Source organism: Granulicella aggregans, assembly GCF_025685565.1.
Classification (GTDB): Bacteria; Acidobacteriota; Terriglobia; order Terriglobales; family Acidobacteriaceae; genus Edaphobacter; species Edaphobacter aggregans_B.
Genome location: NZ_JAGSYE010000002.1, coordinates 391348 through 414426, shown reverse-complemented (window position 1 = coordinate 414426; position 23079 = coordinate 391348). Strand labels below are relative to the sequence as shown.

General features: G+C 59.8%; 19 protein-coding genes. 13 read left to right on the top strand and 6 right to left on the bottom strand.

Annotation, left to right across the window (positions count from 1 at the left end):
* Positions 1 to 32: 32 nt before the first annotated feature.
* The 4 genes from OHL18_RS11240 (at position 33) to OHL18_RS11225 (ending at position 3182) form a co-directional block, all read left to right on the top strand.
* Complete coding sequence (locus OHL18_RS11240) at positions 33 to 938, top strand: lysophospholipid acyltransferase family protein (RefSeq protein WP_263374950.1); 906 nt, start codon at positions 33 to 35, stop codon at positions 936 to 938.
* A complete protein-coding gene (gene lpxD / locus OHL18_RS11235; RefSeq protein WP_263374949.1) occupies positions 938 to 1867 on the top strand; it encodes a UDP-3-O-(3-hydroxymyristoyl)glucosamine N-acyltransferase in 930 nt (309 codons plus the stop codon). The genes OHL18_RS11240 and lpxD overlap by 1 nt, the downstream gene beginning before the upstream one ends.
* A gap of 106 nt (positions 1868 to 1973) precedes the next feature.
* Positions 1974 to 2600, top strand: a complete 627-nt coding sequence (locus OHL18_RS11230; RefSeq protein ID WP_263374948.1) for a hypothetical protein — start codon at positions 1974 to 1976, stop codon at positions 2598 to 2600.
* A gap of 180 nt (positions 2601 to 2780) precedes the next feature.
* Positions 2781 to 3182 carry a hypothetical protein gene (locus tag OHL18_RS11225; RefSeq protein WP_263374947.1) on the top strand — a complete coding sequence of 134 codons (402 nt, stop codon included), beginning with the start codon at positions 2781 to 2783 and terminating at the stop codon, positions 3180 to 3182.
* Positions 3183 to 3202: 20 nt separating this feature from the next.
* Here OHL18_RS11225 and OHL18_RS11220 read toward each other — a convergent pair whose 3' ends face one another.
* Positions 3203 to 3433: a hypothetical protein gene (locus tag OHL18_RS11220; RefSeq protein ID WP_263374946.1), complete on the bottom strand. Its 231-nt coding sequence runs from the start codon at positions 3431 to 3433 to the stop codon at positions 3203 to 3205.
* Positions 3434 to 4492: 1059 nt separating this feature from the next.
* Between OHL18_RS11220 and OHL18_RS11215 the strand changes: the two genes are divergently transcribed.
* Both OHL18_RS11215 and OHL18_RS11210 read left to right on the top strand, forming a co-directional pair.
* Positions 4493 to 4918, top strand: a complete 426-nt coding sequence (locus tag OHL18_RS11215) for a hypothetical protein (RefSeq protein ID WP_263374945.1) — start codon at positions 4493 to 4495, stop codon at positions 4916 to 4918.
* Positions 4918 to 5142, top strand: a complete 225-nt coding sequence (locus tag OHL18_RS11210) for a helix-turn-helix transcriptional regulator (RefSeq protein ID WP_184216623.1) — start codon at positions 4918 to 4920, stop codon at positions 5140 to 5142. Before OHL18_RS11215 ends, OHL18_RS11210 begins: the two co-directional genes overlap by 1 nt.
* A gap of 253 nt (positions 5143 to 5395) precedes the next feature.
* On the opposite strand, the gene OHL18_RS11205 is transcribed toward OHL18_RS11210, so the two are convergent.
* The 3 genes from OHL18_RS11205 to OHL18_RS11195 form a co-directional block, all read right to left on the bottom strand.
* Positions 5396 to 7021, bottom strand: coding sequence for a M16 family metallopeptidase (locus OHL18_RS11205; RefSeq protein ID WP_263374944.1), 1626 nt, complete (start codon positions 7019 to 7021; stop codon positions 5396 to 5398).
* Positions 7018 to 8559 (bottom strand): M16 family metallopeptidase, encoded by a 1542-nt coding sequence (locus tag OHL18_RS11200; RefSeq protein WP_396274362.1) that lies wholly within the window; start codon positions 8557 to 8559, stop codon positions 7018 to 7020. The genes OHL18_RS11205 and OHL18_RS11200 overlap by 4 nt, the downstream gene beginning before the upstream one ends.
* Before the next feature lie 67 nt (positions 8560 to 8626).
* Complete coding sequence (locus tag OHL18_RS11195; protein ID WP_263374942.1) at positions 8627 to 9688, bottom strand: dipeptidase; 1062 nt, start codon at positions 9686 to 9688, stop codon at positions 8627 to 8629.
* A gap of 47 nt (positions 9689 to 9735) precedes the next feature.
* Here OHL18_RS11195 and OHL18_RS11190 point away from each other — a divergent pair, with 47 nt between their 5' ends.
* Together OHL18_RS11190 and OHL18_RS11185 are read left to right on the top strand one after the other, a co-directional pair.
* Positions 9736 to 10320: an LOG family protein gene (locus OHL18_RS11190; RefSeq protein WP_263374941.1), complete on the top strand. Its 585-nt coding sequence runs from the start codon at positions 9736 to 9738 to the stop codon at positions 10318 to 10320.
* A 106-nt stretch (positions 10321 to 10426) separates the two neighbouring features.
* Positions 10427 to 10696: a hypothetical protein gene (locus tag OHL18_RS11185; protein WP_263374940.1), complete on the top strand. Its 270-nt coding sequence runs from the start codon at positions 10427 to 10429 to the stop codon at positions 10694 to 10696.
* A gap of 91 nt (positions 10697 to 10787) precedes the next feature.
* On the opposite strand, the gene OHL18_RS11180 is transcribed toward OHL18_RS11185, so the two are convergent.
* Positions 10788 to 11198: a hypothetical protein gene (locus OHL18_RS11180; protein ID WP_263374939.1), complete on the bottom strand. Its 411-nt coding sequence runs from the start codon at positions 11196 to 11198 to the stop codon at positions 10788 to 10790.
* 166 nt (positions 11199 to 11364) lie between these two features.
* Here OHL18_RS11180 and OHL18_RS11175 point away from each other — a divergent pair, with 166 nt between their 5' ends.
* The 5 genes from OHL18_RS11175 to OHL18_RS11155 all read left to right on the top strand — a co-directional run bounded on the left by OHL18_RS11175 (position 11365) and on the right by OHL18_RS11155 (position 20575).
* Entirely contained in the window at positions 11365 to 13824 is a 2460-nt protein-coding gene (locus OHL18_RS11175; RefSeq protein WP_263374938.1) for a 3-hydroxyacyl-CoA dehydrogenase/enoyl-CoA hydratase family protein, read from the top strand.
* 134 nt (positions 13825 to 13958) lie between these two features.
* Positions 13959 to 15149 (top strand): acetyl-CoA C-acyltransferase, encoded by a 1191-nt coding sequence (locus tag OHL18_RS11170; protein WP_263374937.1) that lies wholly within the window; start codon positions 13959 to 13961, stop codon positions 15147 to 15149.
* 79 nt (positions 15150 to 15228) lie between these two features.
* Positions 15229 to 15603, top strand: a complete 375-nt coding sequence (locus tag OHL18_RS11165) for a hypothetical protein (protein WP_263374936.1) — start codon at positions 15229 to 15231, stop codon at positions 15601 to 15603.
* A gap of 86 nt (positions 15604 to 15689) precedes the next feature.
* Positions 15690 to 17513 carry an acyl-CoA dehydrogenase family protein gene (locus OHL18_RS11160; protein ID WP_263374935.1) on the top strand — a complete coding sequence of 608 codons (1824 nt, stop codon included), beginning with the start codon at positions 15690 to 15692 and terminating at the stop codon, positions 17511 to 17513.
* A 269-nt stretch (positions 17514 to 17782) separates the two neighbouring features.
* Positions 17783 to 20575: a protease pro-enzyme activation domain-containing protein gene (locus tag OHL18_RS11155; protein ID WP_263374934.1), complete on the top strand. Its 2793-nt coding sequence runs from the start codon at positions 17783 to 17785 to the stop codon at positions 20573 to 20575.
* 124 nt (positions 20576 to 20699) lie between these two features.
* Here OHL18_RS11155 and ppk1 read toward each other — a convergent pair whose 3' ends face one another.
* A complete protein-coding gene (gene ppk1 / locus OHL18_RS11150; protein ID WP_263374933.1) occupies positions 20700 to 22877 on the bottom strand; it encodes a polyphosphate kinase 1 in 2178 nt (725 codons plus the stop codon).
* Positions 22878 to 23079: the final 202 nt, after the last annotated feature.

Sequence of the window (23079 nt, the reverse complement as noted above, 5' to 3'; positions counted from 1 at the left end):
AAGCTATTTCATCCGGCCCTTCGCGACCCCGTGTGACCACACGCCACCGGCTTGAGTTTGTCGTGGTGTGGTGCATCACTCGCGTGTTGGGAGCGCTTCCGCGCGATGTGGCGAGAGGCGTGGGAGCCGGCGTGGGTGCCTTTGCGTATGCAGCGCTGAAGCGGCTGCGGATGGCTGGGCTTCGGAATCTGGAGCTGGCATTTCCGGATTGGAGCGAGGAGCGGCGGGAGCAGACGCTGCGCCGGGAGTATCGCAACCTGGGATACCTGCTTGCGGAGTTCGCGCAGATGTCGAGCTACACGCCGGAGGTGGCGCGAAGCCTGATTCAATATGACGGCCTGGAGAACTATCTCGCGGCGCGGAACCGGGGTAAGGGTGTGCTGGTGCTGACAGGGCATCTGGGTGCGTGGGAGCTGTCGAGCTTTCATCATTCTCTGATGGGATATCCGATGGGGATGGTGATTCGGCGGCTGGATAATCCGCTCGTTGATGAGTTTGTGAATCGCATCCGGTGCTTACACGGAAATAAGGTGTTGCACAAAGATGACTTTGCCAGGGGCTTGATTGCGGCGATGCGTGGCGGTGAGACGGTGGGGATCCTGATGGATACGAACATGACTCCACCGCAGGGCGTGTTTGTGCCGTTCTTCGGGAGGATGGCGGCGACGGCTTCGGGCATGGCTCGGGTGGCTTCGAAGACGGGGGCCGCGGTGGTGCCCGGTTTTCTGCTGTGGGACGAGGACAAGGGGGCCTATGTGCTTCGGTTCGGCGAACGAATCGAGCTTGAAAGCACGGGAGATGCTGAGCGCGATGCGGTCGCGAATACGGCAAGATTTACCAGCGTGATTGAGTCGTATATTCGGGCATATCCTGACCAGTGGCTATGGATGCACCGGCGCTGGAAGACACGGCCACCGGGCGAAGAGGGAATCTACTGATGGCGAAGGCGGGAGAGATTGCAGCGTGGCTCGGCGTAGAGCTTGCGTCTGGAGCGGATGCTGGGGCGGAGTTGCTGGCGGTGTCGAGCATCGAGGCCGCTGAGGCTGGTTCGATTGTGTTTGCGACGGATGCGAAGACGCTGGCTGCGGCGGTGGAGTCGGCGGCGGGTATGATTCTCGCTTGGCATCGCGCGGCTGAGGCTGTTGATGATTCGCGGGTGGTTCGCGTTGCGGATGCCCGGCTGGCGTTTGCGAAGGTGGCGATGCGGCTGAGTGCGCGGGTTGGAGTGACGGAGATCCATCCAACCGCGGTCGTGCATAAGACAGTGAGGGTGGGTGAAGGAACGCGGATTGGCGCGGGGTGTGTGCTGGAAGAGGGCGTGAAGCTTGGTAGGGAGTGCGAGATTGGCCCGAGGGTGACGATCTATTCCGGGACCCTGCTGGGTGATCGCGTAAGTGTGCAGGCGGGCGCGGTGCTGGGCGGCAAGGGGTTCGGATACGCACGGGACTCTTCTACGGGCGAGTATGTGCTGTTTCCGCAGCAGGGGACGCTGGTGATCGAGGACGATGTCGATGTCGGGGCCAATACTACGATCGATCGCGGAGCGCTGGGTGAGACGCGGATTGGCGCGGGATCGAAGATCGATAACCTTGTTCATGTCGGGCATAACTGCGTGATTGGGCGGAACGTGGTGATTGCGGCCCAGACGGGGATCTCGGGGTCGAGCGTGGTGGAAGATGGGGCGATTCTGGGCGGGCAGGTGGGGATCGGCGAACATGCTCTTGTTGGTCGAGGGGTGATACTTGGGGGAGGTGCAGGGGTTCTGAGCAATAAGAAGATGCAGGGGCCGGGGCAGGTGTTCTGGGGCCGGCCGGCTCGGCCGTTGAAGGAGTATTTGAGGGATTTGGCTTCGTTGAAGAAGAGGTAGTGCGGTTCGTGCCTCGCACGAATGTCCCACCCATCGCGTGAGACAGAGGCGCGATGGATGGGGCACCCAGATTTGTGGCGCAGGATGGCCGCTTGAAGGTTCATTTATGGCGATTGTGGTGGTTGGCGGGCATACGCGGAATATCGGGAAGACGAGCGTGGTTGCGGGGCTGATCCGCGCGCTGCCGGAGATGCGGTGGACGGCGTTCAAGATTACGCAGTTCGGGCATGGGGTGTGCTCGGCGAACGGGGAGCCGTGCGACTGCGAGACGGCGGAGCACACGATTGCGGTGAGCGAGGAGCGCGACGGGGCGACGGGAACGGACTCGGCGCGGTACCTGGAGGCGGGGGCGGTGCGGTCGTTCTGGGTGAGGACGCGGCAGGGGCAGCTTGCGGAGGCGATGCCTCGGCTGCGGAAGGAGTTCGAGCGGGCGCAGGCGGAGGGTGGGAATGTGATTGCGGAGTCGAACAGCATTCTGCGTTTTCTAAGGCCGGATGTTTTTCTGACAGTACTCGACCCGGCGACGAAGGATTTTAAGGAGTCGGCGCTGCGGTATCTGGATCGGGCGGATGCGGTACTGCTGCCGGAGCTGGAGATAGGAAGGCCGGAGTGGAGTGGAGTTTCGCTGAAGCTGATCGAGGGGGTGCCGAGATTTCAGATGAAGCTGCCGGGGTATGTGACGGAGGAGATTGCGGGGTTTGTGCGGGAACGGCTGGCGGTGATGCGCGCTTAAGCCATGTTTCTTAGCAGCCATACGATAAGGCTGCTCAACAGTGCGGCTTTGCTCTGACTCGAAAGTACGCTAGGTCAGCGTTCAGGCTGAGGGAAGGAGATGGATTTGATTGGAAGAAACAGTAAAGTTGGCCCATCCGTGCAAGTGAGGCCCGGGCTAGCTGTCTGGCTCTTGGAAATTATGAGTGAAGCCTTCGGGACTTGCCTTGTCATATGCTTGATGGCATTCCTGCAGGCGTGGTCTATCCAGCCTCCACTTCAAAACGACCTTTCACCTTCAATGATAGCGGGAATCGGCGTCTTTGTCTTGATCGAGTTTGCGATGACTGGATATCTTGCGACAACGCTTATTGCTCGGTTTGTCCTTCAAGGGAAGAGGCAGCAACTTTACCCGTATATTTCCGCGCTTCTCTACCTACTCCATTCGAGCATCTTCTTTATCGCATTGGGAAATACTCTGCTCGAGAAAGGTAATTTAGCTATTCAGTTAGGTGGTTCTCTTGTGGCTTTTGTATGCACATGGTCCGGGAACTGGCTGCTAACCCGTTGGCAATGGGTTGGTGGACATGCCGAGCGGAAGTGAGCGCAATCCAAACGTTGACATCAGGCAAGAAGGTCATCGAAGTTGAAGTCTCTCAAATCCATCACGCCTGGCTGCTTTGAGGGCAGGAGCGGTGAGACCACGCGCCTGGAAGAGGAAGCGGCAACAGGCCCAGCCTCTAACTCTCGCTCGGATGCGCGTAGGATGAAGTCCTCGATGGTGCCTCCCTGTGCATGGGCGGCTTGTTCCGCTTTGCGATAGGTTGGCTCTGGCAGCTCGATCGTCGTTCGCATGCGCCGCCTCCGCCAAGATTATATTCGGCCTTCCAAAGGAACTGTCCGGTCTCGCCGGTTAGCCAGCGGCGAGAGCTTGACCATGGCCTGCTTCCTGCTTACTTAGCCCAATGGGCGGGTTTGGGTGGATTATCTGCATGCCTGTTCGGCTGTGGAAGGCTGTGGAAAAGTAGGCGAAAAAAAGAACGCGGCGTGGGGCTTAAGTGGTCTGGAATGTGCGAGATAGTCCGTACGGGTAGGGCTAAAGTCGTGCAAGCAGGTGAGTTAACCCCTAAAGTCGTCAAAATAAAGGGATTCGTCAGACTTAGTGCACGAACCCCGGTTGCGGCCGGGGTTTTTCCTGATATCTAGTTAAATCGTATCAGGTTGGATGGGGTAAATGGGCAAGTTTCTTCTTCTCGTAAGTGGCATGGAATGTGATGGATGCGGGTGGTTTTAAGCAGGTGGGGGCTTGACAATTTTCTGGGGTGCTTGGGTGAAGGCATACCCAAGGGGCTGAAGCCCGGCCTTTGTCTTCGTGTGAGAGTGCCAAGGCTGAAGCCTTGGCTTACCTAGAAGCGGAGGTAAGGGCAGATCCTTCGACCTCTTTGAAGAAGAACGAGCGAGGGCCAGCAACGGTAAGGAGAAAGGCAAATGCAAGTGCCAATGCGGGGGTCTCTCCACTACGCATCGCGATGATGCTGCGATGCTCCGCTCGAGATGACGATTGCAGAATTGGATCAGGCGGTGGCCTTGATCCCACCCATGGCCAAGTGCGAGCCATGGATGGGGCACCCGAATTGGTGGGTGTCTCCTATTGAGACAAAAGCAGATTCCCTCCGGGAATGACAAACAAGAGGAACAGACAACAGCAGCAGCAAACGCAGATTCCCTTCGGGAATGACAAGCAAAAAGGAAGGGAACAAACAAAGGAAGGGAACAAGCAAAGGAAGAGAACAAAGGGAGGGAATGAGAAAGAAGGTGGAATGTGTGTGGCTGGCAGTGTAAGAAATGTTTGACATCGCGTTACGGGGCGGATACAGTTCTCCATGTCAAACATTTCTGACATGGAGATTGCCGATGTCTACGCTTTCGTATCAGGAGAAGTCGCTTTACGGCACGCTGGCCGCGGACTTGCTGGTTTACATTCCTTACTTCGTCTACGTGATGCACCATCCCACTACGCTTACGAGCATTGTGGGGACGATCATCCTGTTGATCGTGGCGCATATTGTTTTGCAGACGATCATCGCCATCATCACGCGCAACCGCATCACCGATGAGCGGGACCGGCAGATTGCCGGGATGGGGTATCGCAATGCTTACTTTGTGCTGGTGACGTTGATCCTTGGCGGGATGGCGCTGCTCTGGCTCCATGCTGTGGATGGCCATCTGAACCCGAACCACATGGGGCTGCACTTCCTGAGCGCGTTTCTGGGGATGGTGGTGATCTCGGAGCTGGTGAAGATTGTGACGCAGTTGGTGGCGTACCGGAGGTCGATCTAATGGGCGGCATTCGGAATAAGGTGCGCGATCTGCGGGCGGTGCATGAGATGACCCAGCAGCAGCTTGCCGACAGGATTGAGCTGACTCGGCAGACGGTGATTGCGATTGAGGGCGATAAGTATTCGCCGTCGCTGGAGACGGCTTTTCGGATTGCGAATGTGTTTGGGGTGGGTTTGGAGGAGGTGTTTCAGTATGAGGAGGTGAAGAAGAAGGGGAAGAGGTAGTGGGGACGAAAGAACAATGCGGGGGGTCTCTCCACTCCGCTTCGCTCCGGTCGAGATGACGTTTCGCTTCGAGGTGAGATGCGGGTAACTGCTACGCGGTGCTGCGGCGAGAAGCAGATCCTCCGCATTCATCCATCACGATGAAGCTGTGATGGATGAATGCGAAGGATGACAAGGGTGGGGTTATGGGGCGAACGATTAGCCGAAGTGCAACAGCAGATTCCCTTCGGGAATGACAAACAAAAAGAGACGGCTACTGCTGGGGCGGGCCTCCCGGCGGGGTGCCGGGGATGGTGATGTCGAGCGTGGTGACTTTGCCCAACGTGGTGATGGGCGTGGTCATCTCGGACTGGTTGCCGACTACGAGGATGGCTAGCTTGGAAGCATCGATGTACTTGTTGGCTACGCGGGAGACGTCGGCGGCGGTGACGGATTCGATGCCGGTCTTGTACTTTTCGAGGAAGTCTTTGGGGTAGCCGAAGAAGGCGAGGGTTACCTGCTCGTTCAGGGTCTTGTCAGGTGAGTCGTAGCGGAAGATGAAGGAGTTGAGCTGCTCGTCCTTCGCTTTGCGGAGTTCGTCGGCGGTGGGAGGGACGGTCTTCAGCTTGCCGATCTCGTCGAGCATTGCCTGGGTGGCGGCGACGGTGCTGGCGCTCTTGGTGGAAGCAGTGACTTCGAAGACGCCGGGGTGGTCGTAGGAGGCACCGTAGCTTCCGCTGACCTGGTAGGCGAGGCCGAGTTTGGTGCGGACTTCCTGGAAGAGGCGCGAGCCGAAGCCGCCGGAGAAGATCTCGTTCATGACGCTGAGGGCGTAGAAGTCGGGATTGCTGCGCTCGGTGCCGAGGCCGAGGATGGCGACGTTGGATTGGTTTACGTCCTTCTTATCGACGACGTAGACGCCGGGTTTGGGGCCAGTGAAGTCGGATTTGAACTTCGGCGTGGCTTTGCCGCGGGCGAGCGGGCCGAAGGTGGCGCGGAGTTTGGCCTCCATGGCGGCGCTGTCGAAGTCGCCGGAGACGGCGAGGATCATGTTGTTGGGGATGACGGTGGTGTCGTGCCAGTTCTTGAGGTCGGCGAGGGTGACGGCGTCGACGGTGGCGTACTGGGCTTCGCGGCCATAGGAGCTTTTTGGTCCGTAGACGAGGATGCTGGCTTCGCGGGCGGCTATGCCGCTGGCGTCGTCGTTGCGGCGGGCGATGCCGGCTTCCATTTGCGACTTGGCCAGTTGTAGCTTGTCTTCCTTGAAGACGGGATGCAGGAGGAGATCGACTGTGGTGGCGAAGACGGAGTCGAAGTCGCTCTTGAGGCTCGACCAGCTCATGGTGGTGAGGGCGACGCCTCCGCCGGTTTCAATGTTGGCGGCCTTGGCTTCGAGGCGGTCGTCGAGTAGGTCGCCATCGGCGGTGGCGGTGCCGCTGGTGCGCCAGGTTTGGCCGTAAAGGGAGACCAGGCCTACTTTATTGGCGGGCTCGTCGCGGCTGCCGCCTCGGATCAGGATGGTTCCGCTGATGAAGGGAAGTTCGTGGTCTTCCTGGAGGAAGATGACGAGGCCGTTGGGGAGCTCGAGGCGGGTGGGGGCCTGGGGCTTGAAGGCGTGCAGGGGCGGGATTGGGATGGACTTCCAGGGTTCGGGGGATTGGGGCTGAGCGGTGTTGGCTACGAGGAGAGCGGTGGCTAGACCCACCCATGGCCAAAGGCGAGCCATGGATGGGGCACCCGGGGTTGGTGGCGCTACGGGCGAGATGCGGGGGTCTCTCCGCTCGCGTTGCTCGGTCGAGATGACGTTTCCTCTGAATAAGAAAGAAAGCAGATCCTCCGCTTCGCGAAGGATGACAAGGTTTTTAGAGATGTTGGAAGTGCGGCGATTGAATAGGTTCACTGGGCACCTCCTTTGCTGGCTGCGGCTTTTTCGGTGGGAGGCACGAAGTCGATCTGGGCGCTGGTGCGGTTGCTTTCCATGAAGATCTTGTTGGCTACGCGGCGAACATCGGCTTTGGTGACGGCGTCGATCTTGTCGAGGTCGCGGAAGAGTTGACGCCAGTCGCCGAAGCGGGTCTGGTACTCGGCTAGCTGGTGGGCGAGGCCTTCGTTGTCGGCGAGGCCGCGGAGGAGGTCGGCGCGGGCGCGGGTCTTGAAGCGGGCGAGCTCTTCGTCGGTGATGTCGGTGGTCTTCAGGAGGTCGAGCTGTTTGTGGATGGCGTCGCGCATCTGCGCTGGGGTGTGGCCGGGCAACGGGACGGCGTAGACGGCGAAGAGGCCGGGGTACTTGTCGCCGGGGAAGCCACTGAAGCCTTCGGCCTCGGCGGCGATGCCCTGATCGCGGACGAGGGCACGGTAGAGGCGTGCGGTGCGGCCGTTCGAGAAGATGTCGGAGATGGCGTCGTAGGCGGAGTCGTCGGGGTCGCGGTAGTCGGGGCGATGGTAGCCCTCGATGTAAAAGGGCTGCGTGGCTTCGCGGATGATGACGGACTTCTCGGCGAACTGTGGTGGCTCGATGGTCGTCATTGCTTCGGGCTTGGGGCCAGCGGGAATGGGGCCGAAGTACTTTTCAAGGACAGGCATCGTCTCGCTTGCCTTCACGTCGCCGACGACGGCGATGACGATGTTGGCGGGGACGTAATATTTTTTGTGGAAGGCGTCGGCTTCGGTTGCGGTAACCTGGCTGATCTCGCTCTCCCAGCCGACGCCACTGCGGCCGTAAGGATGGGCGACGTAGGCGGTGGCGAGGAACTGTTCGACCATACGGCCGGTGGGGGAGGAGTCGATGCGCATGCGGCGCTCTTCCTGGACGACGTCGCGCTCCTTGTAGAACTCGCGCTCGACAGGGTGGGCGAGGCGAGAGCTTTCCATGTAGGCCCAGAGCTCGAGGCGGTTGGAGGGCATGGACCAGAAGAACTGGGTGGAGTCTTCGCTGGTGGAGGCGTTCAGGCCGACAGCGCCATTCTGTTCCGCGAGCTCGGAGAACTGGTTGGGGATGACGAACTTTTCAGCCTCGGCCTGGGCGGCGAGGAAGACTTTGTGCAGGGATTCGAGTTTGGCGGGGTCTTGATGCACGAGATTGCGGAGCTCTGCGTCGTAGTCGGCGTAGGCGATCTCGACTTTGGCCAGGGCGAGTTTTTCGGCAGGGTAGTCGGTGGTGCCGATTTCGGTGGTGCCCTTGAAGGCCATGTGCTCGAACATGTGTGCGAGGCCGCTTGCACCTTGTGGATCGTCGGCTGAGCCAGCGTCGACCAGCGTGTAGTAGCTGAAGACGGGGGCGGTGGGGCGCTCGCAGACGATCAAAGTGAGGCCGTTGGGCAGCACTTTGACGGTGGTGCGCTTTTCAAAGCTGGCGAGGTCCTGGGCAAGAAGAGGGGCTACGGCGAGGATGGTTCCGAACAAAGCAGCGGCGAGATGACGCAAACGCAACAGATGCACCTCCGAAATGATTTACCTAAGATACGCGATTGATGGGCGTGAGGTCTCTGGTTAGACGCTTCAGGACTCAGTGCAGGGTGAGGCGAAGGACGCGCCTCCAGTTTTCGTGACCGATCTTATGCAGGGAGGCTTCGTCGAAGCCGTGAGCGCTGAGGGCTTTGATGAGCCGTGGCAGGCCGCTGGCGTCGCCGATGGCGGAGGGGAGGGTTGCGCCGTCGAAGTCGGAGCCGAGGGCGACGCGGTCGATGCCGAGGCGTTCGGTGAGGTAGCTGAACTGGCGGACGACGGCGTCGAGGGAGACATCGGCGTTGCGGTTGGCGTCGGGGCGGAGATCATTGACGGAGAGATTGACTCCGACGATGCCGTCGGAGTCGCGGATGGCGTCGAGTTGGCGGTCGGTGAGGTTGCGGGCTGTGGGACAGAGGGCGTGAGCGCAGGTGTGGGTGGCGACCAAGGGCGCTGATGTGGTCTTGGCGACGTCCCAGAAACCGCGTTCGTTGAGGTGGGAGAGGTCGATCATGACGCCGAGACGGTTGCAGCCGCGGATGAGGTCGAAGCCGGCGGGAGTGAGGCCGGGGCCGGTGTCGGGCGAGCTGGGGAAGGCGAAGGGGACGCCGTGGCCGAAGAGGTTGGGACGGCTCCAGACGGGGCCGAGGCTGCGGAGGCCCTGGCTGTAGAGGTCGTCAAGCTCGGTGAGTTCGGGGCCGATGGCTTCCGCGCCTTCGAGGTGCAGGAGCATCGAGAAAGTACCGTCCTGGTGGGACTGCTCCAACTCCGCTAGGTTTATGGCAATTCGGATTGCGCCCTCGGAGCGGGCTTCGAGGGACTTCAACGCGACTAATTGCCGAGTTGTATCGCGTCGTGCGTAGGCGGGGTCGAGGGGCTCGGCCATTCGGACGGCGTAGCTGGTATTCGTCTGGGTAAGTGTGTTTTCTCGGGGATTTTCCGCAGGGACCCAGAGGGCGAAGAAGCCGCCGATCATTCCGCCCTGCCGGGCACGGGGAAGATCGAGGTGGCCGGTGGTGTTTGTGGCGAGGAAGTCGATGCCGTCGGATTTGAACTCGCGGATGAGGTGAACGGCGTCGTTATGGCCGTCGAAGATGGGGATCGATAACGTTTTTGCATCCATATTTGTGTTGGTGACCTGGGGAGTGGATCTGCCGGTAAAATCTGGGGATGATTCGAAGAATCTGTGTGTTTTGCGGCTCCAGCTCTGGATCCCTTCCAGTGTATCGGGAAGCGGCTGAGGCGACGGGCCGCCTGCTTGCGGCGCGCGGGATAGGGCTTGTTTATGGTGGTGGAAATGTCGGACTGATGGGTGCCGTCGCGGATGCCTGCCTGCACTCGGGTGGTCACGTGACGGGTGTGATTCCGCAGGCGCTGGTGGACAAGGAAGTGGCTCACAACGGGCTTACGGAGCTGAGGGTGGTTGGATCGATGCATGAGCGGAAGGCCATGATGGCCGATCTCTCCGACGCCTTTATCGCACTTCCCGGGGGCTACGGAACCTGGGACGAGTTCTGCGAGATCTTGACCTGGACACAGCTAGGGTTGCAGCGAAAGCCGTGTGCTTTGCTCAACGCGAACGGATATTACGATCCGCTTCTCGAGATGGCGGACAAGGGCGTCTCTGAAGGATTTATCAAGGCAGTTCATCGTGAGATGTTGCTCTCCGACGTGAACATTGAACCGCTGATTGATCGGATTCTCAGCTACTCTGTGCCCATCGTGGACAAGTGGATCGGCCGCTCCGCTCGATGAGTGCGGGTAGTTGGGGGATGGTTAGTGGAAGTTTGCGGTGAAAGCGTTGAACATTTGTTCTGGTATTGCCGATAGGAACTGACTTGTTTCGCCCACGAGGTGAGAAATGTCCTTTTCGATCTCCGCAGTCTCTTCCAATCAGACGAACTTCGACGCCGCTCCTGCGCCAAAGCCGGCTCCCAAGCCGACTGAGGCGGACCAGATCAAGCAGCTTGCCGCGCAGGGACATTCGGCCGCGCAGATTGCTACAACGGTTGGGCTGCCCGAGACAATCGTTGCCGAGGACCTTGGCACTACGACGTCGACGACAACCTCGACGACGTCGCAGGCGAGCGCGTTGCTGGCTCTCGGTGCGCGTCTGTCTGTCGTCGCTTAATCGCCTTGTCCTGATTGATTGGCGGCGCGTGGCCTGGGGGTGGGCCATGACCAGATCTGCGTCTGGCCGTTAGAAGGGATTTTCTGCTTTCTTATGCGCCGGGAGGTCGGGTTGCCGGGTAAGTAAGATCTCGTTCGATCGAATCCGACATGTCCCGGTTGCGTTCTTCCTCCTCCTTCTCCTCACGGGTCGCGGCAGCGAGACAGCCGCAGACGGTGCAGGAGAGCTTCAGGGTGAACCTGAGCAGATTGTTCTTGTCTCCGTGGCTCACAGCCAAATCGTGGAACGCAAGAACGGTATAGAGCGTGATCCCCGGGGCCAGCACGATGAAAGCTGCCTTTGAGTGATTGAGAGACAAGGCACAACTGAGCAGGCATACGATCGCCAAGCCGTGGCTGGCCAGGACCAGCGGCGCAGGCGTATGTGGGAGCGCTCTGCCGGCTACACCGAACGCCAGGTAAAGAGAGAAGCCTGTTGCTAAAGCGATGTAGGTGAACTTCACGGGTGTGCCGATCCTCAGCGGAAGTTGGCTGATATCTCGGATCACTGTAGTCGTTTGGAGTGATTTCGACCGTCCCACAAACGGTGGACGGGTTCTTTACGAGAGCTTCACTTGACGGAATGAATGACCATTCAGTATGCTTCGCTGCGTTAGGTGGAGTGTGGGCATGGCTGGTTTGGGCAGGCAGATTCGCAGGGTTGCCGTTCTGGGCGCGGGAACGATGGGGTCGCGGATTGCCGCGCATGTGGCAAATGCGGGCGTTCCGATGGTGTTGCTGGATATTGTGCCGCCGGGATTGGGCAGCGAGGCGAGCAAGCCGGAGCGAGATAAGTTTGTGCTGGCGGCGATGGACGGGCTGAAGAAGTCGAAGCCGACCGCGTTCTACGCGTTGGAGAGCGCTCGGCTGATTACGGTGGGGAACTTTGAGGATGACTTAGAGCTGATCAAAGACTGCGACTGGATTATTGAAGTGGTTGCGGAGAACCTGGAGATCAAGGCGGCTCTACTGAAGCGGGTGGAGGAGCATCGGAGGCCGGGGTCGATCTTGACCTCGAATACTTCGGGGATTCCGATTGGGTCGATTGCGGCGACGCTGTCGGATGAGGCGGCGAGCCACTTCTTCGGGACGCATTTTTTCAATCCGCCGAGATACATGCGCCTGCTGGAGATTATCCCAACGGTGAAGACCAGCGCGGACGATGTTGCCGCTATCTCGCACTTCTGCGATATGCGGCTGGGCAAGACGATTGTGCGGTCGAACGATACGCCGAACTTTATCGCGAACCGGATTGGGACGTTCTCGATGGGGAACGCGATTCGGCTGATGATGGCGCAGGGGCTGACGATCGAAGAGGTGGATACGCTGACCGGTTCGGCGCTGGGATGGCCGAAGACGGGGACGTTCCGTTTGGGCGATCTGGTTGGCGTGGATGTGCTGGCGCATGTTGCGACGAATTTTTCCGCTAAGGCGGCTTCGATCGAGGACGAACGCCCGGATGTGGGGCTGGCTCCGTTCATCTCGACGATGCTCGAGAAGAAGTGGCTGGGTGATAAGGCCAAACAGGGGTTCTACAAGAAAGAAGGCAGGGACGAGCAGGGGCGTGACATCCGCCTGGTGCTGGATTGGAAGACGCTTGAGTATGGGCCGAGTGTGCGGCCGAAGTTTCAGGCGATTGAGATGGCGAAGAATGTGGATTCGACGCCGAAGCGAATTGCACAGCTCTTGCATGGCGATGCGACGAAGGACAAGGCGGCGGCGTTTTATTGGCCGCTGTTGACGGAGTTGTTTACGTATGCGGCGAATCGTGTGCCGCCGGTGGGGAACGCCATTGCGGATTCGATCGTCGAGATCGATGCGGCGATGAAGGCGGGGTTCAATTGGGAGCTTGGACCGTTTGAGATGTTCGATGCCGCAGGGGTGAAGGCGACTACCGAGAAGATGCGGGCGGCGGGGCTGCCGGTGGCTGCGAATGTGGAGAAGCTGTTGGCTGCGGGTGGGGAGAGCTGGTATCGCGATGATGCAACGGTGGCTTCCGGGCGACTGTACTTTGATCCGGCGTCCGGCGGGTACAAGGCTGTCCCGGTGGCTGAAGGCGTCACGTCATTCGGTGTGATCAAGAAGGCGCATGGCGTGGTGAAGAAGAATCCTGGGGCGTCAGTTGTCGATCTTGGCGATGGGGTCGCTGGGATTGAGCTGCACTCGAAGATGAACGCGCTGGGCGGCGATATTGTGAGTCTGATTACGCAGACGCTGAAGCCGGGGAGTACGACGGTCAATGACTTTGAGGCGTTCGTGATCTCGGGGGACTCAGCGAATTTTTCTGTGGGCGCGAATCTTATGCAGCTTCTGCTGGGCGTGCAGGAGGAGGAGTGGGACGAAGTCGACATGATGGTGCGCGGCTTCCAGAACATGACGCAGGCGATCAAGTTCTGCCCGCGTCCGGTGGTGGTTGCGCCGTATGGGATGTGTCTGGGCGGTGGGGTGGAGATATCGATTCATGCGGCGGCGCGGCAGGCTCACGCCGAGTTGTATATGGGGTTGGTGGAGACGGGCGTGGGGTTGATTCCGGGCGGCGGCGGATGCAAGGAGCTGACCATACGTTCGATTGAGGCGGGGCAGAGTATTCGTCCGGATGGGCGGGCTGAAGGTGTCGAGATCTTTGAAGCGCTGAAGAAGAACTTCGAGACGATTGCTATGGCAAAGGTGTCGACCTCTGCTGCGGAGGCACGGTCGCTAGGATATTTGCAGAAGACCGATGGGGTGACGATGAATCGCGATCGGTTGCTGACGGATGCGAAGTTGAAGGCTCGGGCGCTGGTGGATGCGGGCTATTCGGCGCCGGTGATGCGAGGGGATATTGCTGCTCCCGGAGAGAATGCGCTGGCGACGTTGAAGCTGGCGGTGTGGACGATGCGCGAGGGTGGCTTCATCTCCGAGCATGACGCGAAGGTGGCGAACTGGGCGGCGCGGATTTTGTGTGGCGGCAAGGTGACGCCGGGGACGCTGGTGAGTGAGCAGTATCTGCTGGACCTGGAGCGGGAGGCATTTTTGAGTCTGTGCGGAGAGAAGAAGACGCAGGAGAGGATCGCGTTTACTTTGAAGACGGGGAAACCGCTGAGGAACTGAGAGGCAGGGAGTAGGGAATAGGGAGTAGGAAGGCAAAAGCAGATCCTCCGCTTCGCGAAGGATGACAAGGGTTTGGCAGCGGCGACGAGGGTTTAGGTCGGCGATGACGGGGTTTAGTCGCAATTGGAGTTGTCATGAATGATGTGGTGATTGTTTCGGCGGTGCGGACGGCGGTGGGGAAGGCTCCGAGGGGGACTTTGAAGACTACGCGGCCCGATGATCTGGCGGCGTTTGCGATTCAGGGGGCGCTGGCGCGGGTGCCGCAGTTGGATAAGGCCGAGGTGGAGGACGTGATCCTGGGCTGCGCGATGCCGGAGGCGGAGCAGGGGATGAACGTCGCTCGGGTGGCGAGCTTCCGCGCGGGGCTGCCGATTACGGCGTCGGGGATGACGATCAATCGGTACTGCGCTTCGGGGTTGCAGTCGATTGCGATTGCGGCGGACAGGATTCGCGGGGGTGGTGCGGATGTGATTGTTGCGGGTGGGACGGAGAGCATGTCTTATATTCCGTTTGGCGGGAACAAGATTTCGATCAATCCGTGGTTGATGGAGAACTATCCGGGAAGTTATATGTCGATGGGGCTGACGGCGGAGCGGGTGGCGACGCACTACGGCATTACGCGGGAGGCGATGGACCAGTTTTCGTATGAGTCGCACCAGAAGGCGCTGGCGGCGATTGAGGGCGGAAAGTTCGATGATGAGATTGTGCCGGTTTTGGTTACAAGTTCTGCGGTGAGTAATGAGAAGGGCAAGGCGAAGGCTGTTACGTCGGAGGCTGTATTCAGCAAGGATGAGGGGCCGAGGGCGGATACTTCGCTGGAGGCGCTGGCGAAGTTGAAGCCGGTGTTTCATGCGAAGGGGACGGTGACGGCGGGGAACTCTTCGCAGACGTCGGATGGAGCGGCTGCGGCGGTGGTGATGTCGGCGGCTCGGGCGGCGGCGCTGGGGATTGCGCCGATGGCGAAGTTTGTGGCGTTCGCGTATGCCGGGTGTGATCCGGAGGAGATGGGCATTGGGCCGATTCATGCGATTCCGAAGGTGTTGAAGATGGCGGGGCTGTCGCTGGAGGACATTGGGCTGTTCGAGTTGAACGAGGCGTTCGCGGCGCAGTCGCTGGCGGTGCTGAAGGTGCTGGGGATCGATCCGGCGAAGGTGAATGTGAATGGTGGGGCGATTGCTCTGGGGCATCCTCTGGGATGTACGGGGGCTAAGTTGACGGCGACTTTGTTGCGGGAGATGCCTCGGCGGGGTGTGAAGTATGGGATTGTGACGATGTGTGTTGGTGGTGGGATGGGCGCGGCTGGGATATTTGAGAGGGCTAGCTAGACAGATGATCCGTAGAGGCAAATGGGGAGGCAATAGTAAACGACCAGTTTGGCTGTTAGCGATTGCGGGAGTTGCGATCGTGATGATCCTTGCGTTGCCCTTCTCCGTTGCCTATCGCCGCTCTGCGCTAACGGCTCATCCAGGTTGGAATCCTGTTGATGTCGAGGTTATTGGCACGAGGGTAGTTACGGCCTATGCAACTGGAGCTGGTGAGGCAAAGCCGGCGACTCTCTACTATCGAGCCGAAGCTGAGGTGCGTTATATCGCGGGCGGTAGCCCGTTTGATGTTTGGCTTCCGGCCTCGCGTCCCACACCGGACCGCGCTGAGCTTGAAATGTGGCTTTCCGATAAGAAGGGAAGATTTGCGACGGTGTTGTGGAATCCAAAGAGGCCCGGAGAAGGTGAAGTGAAGTTGCATAGCGACATCGGAAGCCATTTTGCTGAGTTTGATTGATACAGAGCGTAAGCAAAAAAGCAGATTCCCTCCGGGAATGACAAACAAAGTACTGACGAAGCTTCGGATTGTTGAGGAGTTACACGATGGCTACTATGACCGCACCTATCCCTACCGCTAAGAAGATTGCTGGCGGCGCGTTTCTTATCTCGGATGCTGTTCCGGCGGATTGCTTCTTTCCGGAGGACTTTACAGAAGAACAGAAGCAGATCGCTGAGACTACCGCCAAGTTCGCGGCGAATGAGATTGTGCCGGTGAGCGACGCCATTGAGGCGAAGGAGTTCGCGGTGACGCGAAGGCTGATCAAGGAGGCGTCGGAGCTGGGGCTTACTTCGGTGGATATTCCGGAGGAGTATGGCGGGCTGGAGATGGACAAGGTGACCTCGGCGATCATCGCGGACAATATTGCGAAGCAGGGGAGCTTTTCGGTCGCGTTCTCGGCGCATGTGGGGATTGGGACGTTGCCGATTGTCTGGTACGGGACGGAGGCGCAGAAGAAGAAGTATCTGCCGAAGCTGGCTTCGGGTGAGTTTATAGGGGCGTATGCGTTGTCGGAGTCAACGTCGGGGTCGGATGCGATGAATCCGCGCAGCCGCGCGGTGCTGAGCGAGGATGGCACGCACTACACGATCAATGGCGAGAAGATGTGGATCACCAATGGCGGGTTCGCGGACATCTATACGGTGTTTGCGAAGTGCGCGATTCCGGATGGCGAAAAGGCTGGGGAAGAGAAGCTGACGGCATTCCTGGTGGAGCGGGGGACGCCGGGATTCTCCGTTGGGAAGGAGGAGCACAAGCTGGGGATTCGCGGGTCTTCGACTTGCCCGCTGATTTTGGCGGATTGCAAGGTGCCTGTCGAGAACCTGCTGGGTGAGGTGGGCAAGGGATCGCATATTGCGTTCAACGTGTTGAATGTGGGCCGGTTCAAGCTAGGTGCGGCGGCGGTCGGCGGAGCGCGTGAGGCGTTTGGGCATGGGATTCGGTATGCGAAGGAGCGGAAGGCGTTTGGGAAGTCGATCTCGGAGTTTGGGCTGATCCAGGAGAAGATCGCGGAGTGCGCGGTCGGGATCTTTGCGGGCGAGGCGCTGTGCTACAGAACGGTGGGGATGATCGACCAGGCGCTGGCGGATGTGGACCACAAGGATACGAAGGCGATCCAGAAGCAGATCGAGAACTACGCGGTGGAGTGCAGCATTGTGAAGGTGTGGGCTTCGGAGATGCTGGATATGGTGGTCGACCATGTGGTGCAGATCTACGCGGGGTATGGGTATGTGGAGGAGTATCCGGCGGAGCGGGCTTATCGCGATGCGCGGATCAACCGGATCTTTGAGGGGACGAACGAGATCAATCGGCTGATTATTACCGGGTGGCTGATGAAGTCGGCGATGAGCGGGAAGCTGCCGCTGATGCAAGCGATCAAGACGCTGATGGACGAGGTGATGGCTGGGCCGGTGGAGAAGGAAGAGCGCGAGGGAGCGCTGGCGGAGGAGTTCGGGTTGCTGGCGTCTGCGAAGAAGCTGGCGCTGTTTGTGGCCGGGGCGGCGACGCAGAAGTACATGGCGGCAATCGCGGACGAGCAGGAGGTGATGGCGGCGATTGCGGACATGATTATCCAGGTGTTTGTGATGGAGAGCTGCATTCTGCGGGCGGAGAAGATCTCGTCCCGGAAGGCTGGCTCTGGGCCGAATAAGGACGTTGCGGTCGCGATGGCGAAGATCTATGCGGCGGGGGCGATGGAGGTTGTCGAGTCCTCGGCGAAGAAGGTGATTGCGGCGGTGGCGGAGGGCGATATGCTGCGGACGCAGTTGACGATCCTTCGGCGGCTGGCCAAGCATGACCCGGCGGATACGATCGGGTTGAAGCGGATGGTGGCGGGGCATGTGATCAGGGCGGGACGGTACTCGATCTAGTGGTTTTCTGGTAATTCTGCGGTGATTCAACCCATCCATCGCGATAAGACCGCGATGGATGGGGCACCCAATGCAGCTCACCTGGTTGCGTGAGGCCAAACTGAGGCGACTAACGATTTGTCGCATAACGGGTCAAAAGAGAAACCACGGGTCCTAGCGAGTCCTTTTTGGACAGCTGGGGTTCAGTGAGATGTTCCCTAAAGATTCGCCACGGCTGGATGGTTCCGGGCCGTGGGGATCCGGGACAAGTTCTTTAAGAGGCCCGACCAATGCTTAAGTTTTTGTTTCGCCGTCTCCTCCCCGCGCTGGCAAGCCTTAGCGTGATTGCGCCTGGTGCCCAGGCCGCCGTACAAAACAGGATCGCCGCAGTTGGAAGTTCACAGGCAGTCGCTTTGGCGCACTCCGTCTCGCCGAAGGTGAGCAGCGCCGGAATGACAGACCTTGGCGAAGCTGATGGAACGAAGGCGCTGAGCACGATCACGCTGCGCTTCGCGATGACGGCTGCACAGAAGGCGGGGCTGATTCAATTGCTAGAGGACCAGCAGAATCCGGCGTCTTCGAAGTATCACCAGTGGTTGACGCCGGAACAGTTCGCGGCGAAGTTCGGGATGAGCAGCGGCGATCTTGCGACGGTTTCGCAGTGGCTGACCGGACAGGGCTTCAAGGTGACGGAAGTAGCGCGGAGCGGAACGTTTATCCAGGCGAGCGGCACAGTGGCGCAGGCGCAGGCCGCCTTCAAGACGAGCATCCACAGGGTTTCGGTGAACGGCGAGGAGCATATTGCGAATGTAACTCCAGTGACCTTGCCGGCGGGAATCGCCAGTGTTGTGGGGAGCGTCTCCGGGCTTGATGACTTCCGGCTGAAGCCGCATCTGCGGGTACACCAGGTGCCGGCGATCACCAGCCCGAAGTTCACATCGTCTGTCTCCGGCAACAACTATGTCGCCCCGGGGGACTTCTACACGATCTACGATGAGAAGCCGTTGCTCTCGAGCTCGATCAATGGCACGGGGATTACGATAGCAGTCGCCGGACAGACGGACATCAGCTTGTCGGACGTGACGGCGTTTCGGTCGGCTGCGGGACTGAGCACGAATTTGCCGACGGTGAAGCTGTATGGCAACGACCCTGGAACTCCGTTGACGGACGGGGTGGCAGATGACGAATCGGAGGCAGACCTCGACATTGAGTGGTCGGGTGCGGTGGCTCCTTCGGCGTCGATCCTGTACGTAAACTCAACAGACGTCTTCAATTCTCTGACGCAGATTATCGATAACAAGCTGGCGCCGATCGCATCGATCAGTTATGGAGATTGCGAGTCGAATGAAGGCACTTCGACTCTGGAGTCGTACAACGCGCTGTTCATGCAGGCGAACGCACAAGGGATCACGATCGTTGGACCAGCGGGAGACTCGGGGGCGACGGATTGCGACTATCAAGTCACGAGCGCCACGCAGGGCCTTGCAGTGGACTTTCCGGCAAGTTCGCCGTACGTGACTGGTATGGGCGGAACGATGTTCAACGAGGGAACCGGCACTTACTGGGAGGCGGCTTCGGGGAGCGATGTGATCAACTCGGCGACCTCCTACATTCCGGAGAATGTTTGGAACGAGACTGCGGTGGACATTGCAGCTGGCGGATACCTGAGCGCGGGTGGTGGCGGGTTCAGCTCGTACTTTACGAAGCCGTACTGGCAGACGGGAACGGGAGTGCCCAATGACTTCGCCAGGGACGTTCCTGATCTGGCGTTGAATGCGGCGGCCGACCACGATGGATATCTCTTCTGCTCGCAGGGTTCCTGCGTCAATGGCTTCCGGACGGCTTCGGGAAACCTGAATGTTGTTGGCGGGACGTCGGTGTCCACACCGGCCTTCGCAGCGATTCTGGCGCTTGTCGAGCAGAAGATTGGATCGTCGATCGGGAACGCCAATCCGGTGATCTATGCGCTGGCGAACAGCACGTATTACAACACCGACTTTCATGATGTGACGGTCGGCAATAATGCGAGCCCGTGTACGGCGGGGACGAAGGATTGCCCCTCTGGTGGGAGCATTGGCTATAGCGCGAACGTCGGTTACGACCAGGCGACGGGATGGGGTTCGGTGGATGCCTATAACCTTGTCAACACGTGGAGTTTGGTGACGCCGATATCGTCCGGTACGACGGGCACCCAGGTTTCAACGACGACGGTGACGTTGAGCCCAACATCAGTTACGGCGGGCACTGCGGTGACGGTTACAGCGACGGTTGCAAATGGCGGAACGGCGAACTCGACCGTACCGACCGGAACAGTACAGTTCCTGGTGGATAACGTCGCTTCGGGCGGCGCGGTGTCGCTGGCAAGCGGCGTAGCGACTTTGTCGCTTTCCACGACCGCGCTTGCATCGGGAAGTCACACGGTCTCGGCAGCTTACTCAGGCGATGCAGTCTATGCCTCGTCGAAAGGATCGGTGAGCCTCGATGTAACCTCGGCGACGACCGGTGATTTCACCTTGACTCCGGCGACGACGACGGTCACGGTGAAGTCGGGTGCCGATGCATCGGGCGTTCTGTACACGGTGACGCCGGTCAACGGCTTCACAGGATCGGTGACGTTCTCCGCCAGTACTTCGGACAACCTGAATGCGACGTACTCGTTCTCGCCGTTGACGGTCACGATTTCGTCGACAACCCCTGCGACATCGACACTGACGCTTTCAGCCTATGTGGCGAATGCCAAGACGGGGAGCGGGCGGCTTCGGTTGAAGCCGGTTGGTTCGGCCTCTCTGGAGAAGCCGACGCAGCCCATTCGGCGGACCTGGTACGCGGGGTCTGGAGTTGCGCTTGGTTGCATGTTGCTGCTGATGGTTCCGAGGCGCCGGCGTTGGACCGGGCTCTTCGTCGCAGTGCTGGCGCTGGGGGCGGTATCGATGATGACAGGGTGCGGCGACAACTCCTCGTCGGTTGCGGGAACTACGAATACGACCCCCGGGACCTACACAGTCGATGTGACTGCGACGGGGACCAGTTCCACGGGCACGACGGTGTCGCATACCTCGACGGTGACGTTTGTCGTGCAATAGAGCGGAAAGACAGCGCGGAGCAGCAAGCTAGAGCGAAGTAAATGTGTAGAGCAGCATAAACGATCCAGACACGAAAACGCCCTGCCTCCGATGAAACGAAGGGAGGGCGTTCGTGCGTTTGCGGCTATTCGTCGGTTCCGGGCCTGCTGGTGTCGCCCATGGAGGGATCGGCGAGGCACATGAGGTGGGTCTGGGCGCTGAAGCCCTGGCCTTTATGGGTTGCGCGCTCATAATGGCCGTCCGGTTGAAGGAGGCGCGCCTTGCGGGTGTCGGCGAGGTAGCTGCCAATAATCTCGTCGCGGACGCGGTGCCGGAGAGCTGTGTCGGTGATGGGAAAGACAACCTCGCAGCGTTCGTGGAGATTGCGGGCCATCCAGTCGGCGCTGCCGCAGAAGATCTCGGAGTGGCCGCCATTTTCGAAGATGAAGATGCGGCTGTGCTCCAGGAAGCGGCCTACGATGGAGCGGACGCGGATGTTTTCGCTGAGGCCGGGCACGCCGGGACGGAGCGAGCACATGCCACGAACGATCAGGTCGATCTGGACTCCGGCCTTCGAGGCTTCGTAGAGGGCCTCGACGGTGGCGCGATCGAGGAGACCGTTTACCTTGGCGATGATGCCTGCGGGCTTGCCTTCCTTCGCGTGCTCTGCTTCTCGCGCGATGAGTTCGAGGAAGGTCGACGCCATCGTCAAGGGAGCGACGAGGAGCGGCTTGTAGCCGTCTGATTCGGCCTCAGCGGTGAGGTAGTTGAAGACGTGTTGGACGGCGGCGGTGATCTCGGGGTTCGCCGTGAGGAGGCTGATGTCGGTGTAGAAGCGCGAGGTGACGGGGTTATAGTTTCCCGTGCCGAGATGGACGTAACGGCGGATAACTCCGTCTGGGTCGCGGCGAACCAGCAAGGCGAGCTTGCAGTGTGTTTTGAAGCCGAAGATGCCGTGGTAGACGCCGACGCCAGCGTCTTCCAGTTCGCGGGCCCAGCGGATGTTGGAGTCTTCGTCGAAGCGGGCCATCAGTTCGACGACGACGGTGACCTCCTTGTTCTGTCCGGCATCGGTGAGGGCACGGAAGATGGAGGAGTCTTTGCTGGTGCGGTAGAGGGTCTGCTTCATCGACATCACGTGAGGATCAAGAGCGCCGGCGGTGATGAAGTCCTCAACGACCTTGTAGGAGTCGAAGGGGTGATGGAAGAGGATGTCACCCTTGCGGATCTGGTCGAAGATGTCGGTGGATTTTGCGTCGATCTTGAACTCGCGCGCCTTGAAGTCGGGATACTTCAGGTCGGACCGCTTGACCTCCGAGGGGAGGTTCATCATGCGGGAGAGGTTGACCGGGCCCTTGGTGCGGAAGACCTGCCAGGGGTCGAGCTCGAAGTTGGTGCGCAGGCGTTCGATGATCTCTTCGTTGGCGCCGTCCTCGATCTCGAGGCGGACCGCGTCGCCCTTGCGGCGGTTATGGAGCTCGGAGCGGACGCTTTCGAGGACGGAGCGCGACTCTTCTTCCTGCATGTAGAGGTTGCTGTTGCGGGTGACGCGGAAGGCGGAGCGGGAGAGAACCTCGTAGCCGGGAAACATCTTGTCGACCTGGGACTCGATGAGTTCGTGGAGGAGGATGAAGTCGTAGGTGCCTGCAGATGATGGCAGGCAGACGAGGCGTGGGAGCGAACGTGGGACGGTGACGACGCCAAGGGCCGTGGTGGTGTTTCCTTTGCGTTTGTGGCGGAGCAGAAGGGCGATGCAGAGGGCTTTGTTGAGGACGCGAGGGAAGGGGTGGGAGGGGTCGATGGTGACCGGGGTGAGAAGCGGGTCGACCTCATTCGCATAGAAGTTGAGAGCGTGTGCCCGTTGTTTGGAGCTGAGGTCGGCGAACTTCAGCGTGCGGATCTTTTCCTTTTCGAGGGCGGGGAGTAGCTGTTCGTTCCAGCAGTTGTACTGAGTCTCCACGAAACGGGCGAGGAGGACACTGAGACGGTCGAGGCGTTGTTGCGGAGAGAGGCCGCCTTCGTCGGCAGGCTGCGGCATGCTGATGCCGTCTTCGATGCGCTGCAGGATTCCGGCGACGCGGATTTCTACGAACTCGTCGAGGTTGCTCGCGGTGATGGCGAGGAACTTGACGCGCTCCAGCAGAGGGTTTGAGGGGTCCTGGGCCTCTTCGAGGACGCGCTCGTTGAAGTGCAGCCAGGACTCGTCGCGGGAGAAGAAGAGTGTCTCCACGGGTGGTGGTTCCGGCGGCGGCGCGGGCGTGTTAGCTGCCTTCGCGGGATTCCTGCGTCGAGTCGAGGGGGCGCTTACGGATTTGGTCGTCATGGAGGTGGGATGAGTTTACCGCAGCAGTATGAAGGGACTGAGAAGAGGATGGGTTGCGGGTGAGGGAGGGAGCGAAGCAGGTGTCTCGATGGCTGCGGCGCGAGTGAATTTTTCCACAGGCGCAGTTCTGTTTTGGAACTGAGTGCAACGAATTCGTGGATCAAGGCTTGTAGAGATCGACAGAAGGCGACATGGTGGAAGA

Bases quoted from the DNA above. Each gene is read 5' to 3' on its own strand.
- OHL18_RS11230 (WP_263374948.1), top strand. From the start codon at position 1,974: ATGGCGATTGTGGTGGTTGGCGGGCATACGCGGAATATCGGGAAGACG.
- OHL18_RS11170 (WP_263374937.1), top strand. From the start codon at position 13,959: ATGAATGATGTGGTGATTGTTTCGGCGGTGCGGACGGCGGTGGGGAAG.
- OHL18_RS11210 (WP_184216623.1), top strand. From the start codon at position 4,918: ATGGGCGGCATTCGGAATAAGGTGCGCGATCTGCGGGCGGTGCATGAG.
- OHL18_RS11225 (WP_263374947.1), top strand. From the start codon at position 2,781: ATGAGTGAAGCCTTCGGGACTTGCCTTGTCATATGCTTGATGGCATTC.
- OHL18_RS11195 (WP_263374942.1), bottom strand. From the start codon at position 9,688: ATGGATGCAAAAACGTTATCGATCCCCATCTTCGACGGCCATAACGAC.
- lpxD (WP_263374949.1), top strand. From the start codon at position 938: ATGGCGAAGGCGGGAGAGATTGCAGCGTGGCTCGGCGTAGAGCTTGCG.
- OHL18_RS11215 (WP_263374945.1), top strand. From the start codon at position 4,493: ATGTCTACGCTTTCGTATCAGGAGAAGTCGCTTTACGGCACGCTGGCC.
- OHL18_RS11160 (WP_263374935.1), top strand. From the start codon at position 15,690: ATGGCTACTATGACCGCACCTATCCCTACCGCTAAGAAGATTGCTGGC.
- OHL18_RS11190 (WP_263374941.1), top strand. From the start codon at position 9,736: ATGATTCGAAGAATCTGTGTGTTTTGCGGCTCCAGCTCTGGATCCCTT.
- OHL18_RS11185 (WP_263374940.1), top strand. From the start codon at position 10,427: ATGTCCTTTTCGATCTCCGCAGTCTCTTCCAATCAGACGAACTTCGAC.
- OHL18_RS11155 (WP_263374934.1), top strand. From the start codon at position 17,783: ATGCTTAAGTTTTTGTTTCGCCGTCTCCTCCCCGCGCTGGCAAGCCTT.
- ppk1 (WP_263374933.1), bottom strand. From the start codon at position 22,877: ATGACGACCAAATCCGTAAGCGCCCCCTCGACTCGACGCAGGAATCCC.
- OHL18_RS11220 (WP_263374946.1), bottom strand. From the start codon at position 3,433: ATGCGAACGACGATCGAGCTGCCAGAGCCAACCTATCGCAAAGCGGAA.
- OHL18_RS11175 (WP_263374938.1), top strand. From the start codon at position 11,365: ATGGCTGGTTTGGGCAGGCAGATTCGCAGGGTTGCCGTTCTGGGCGCG.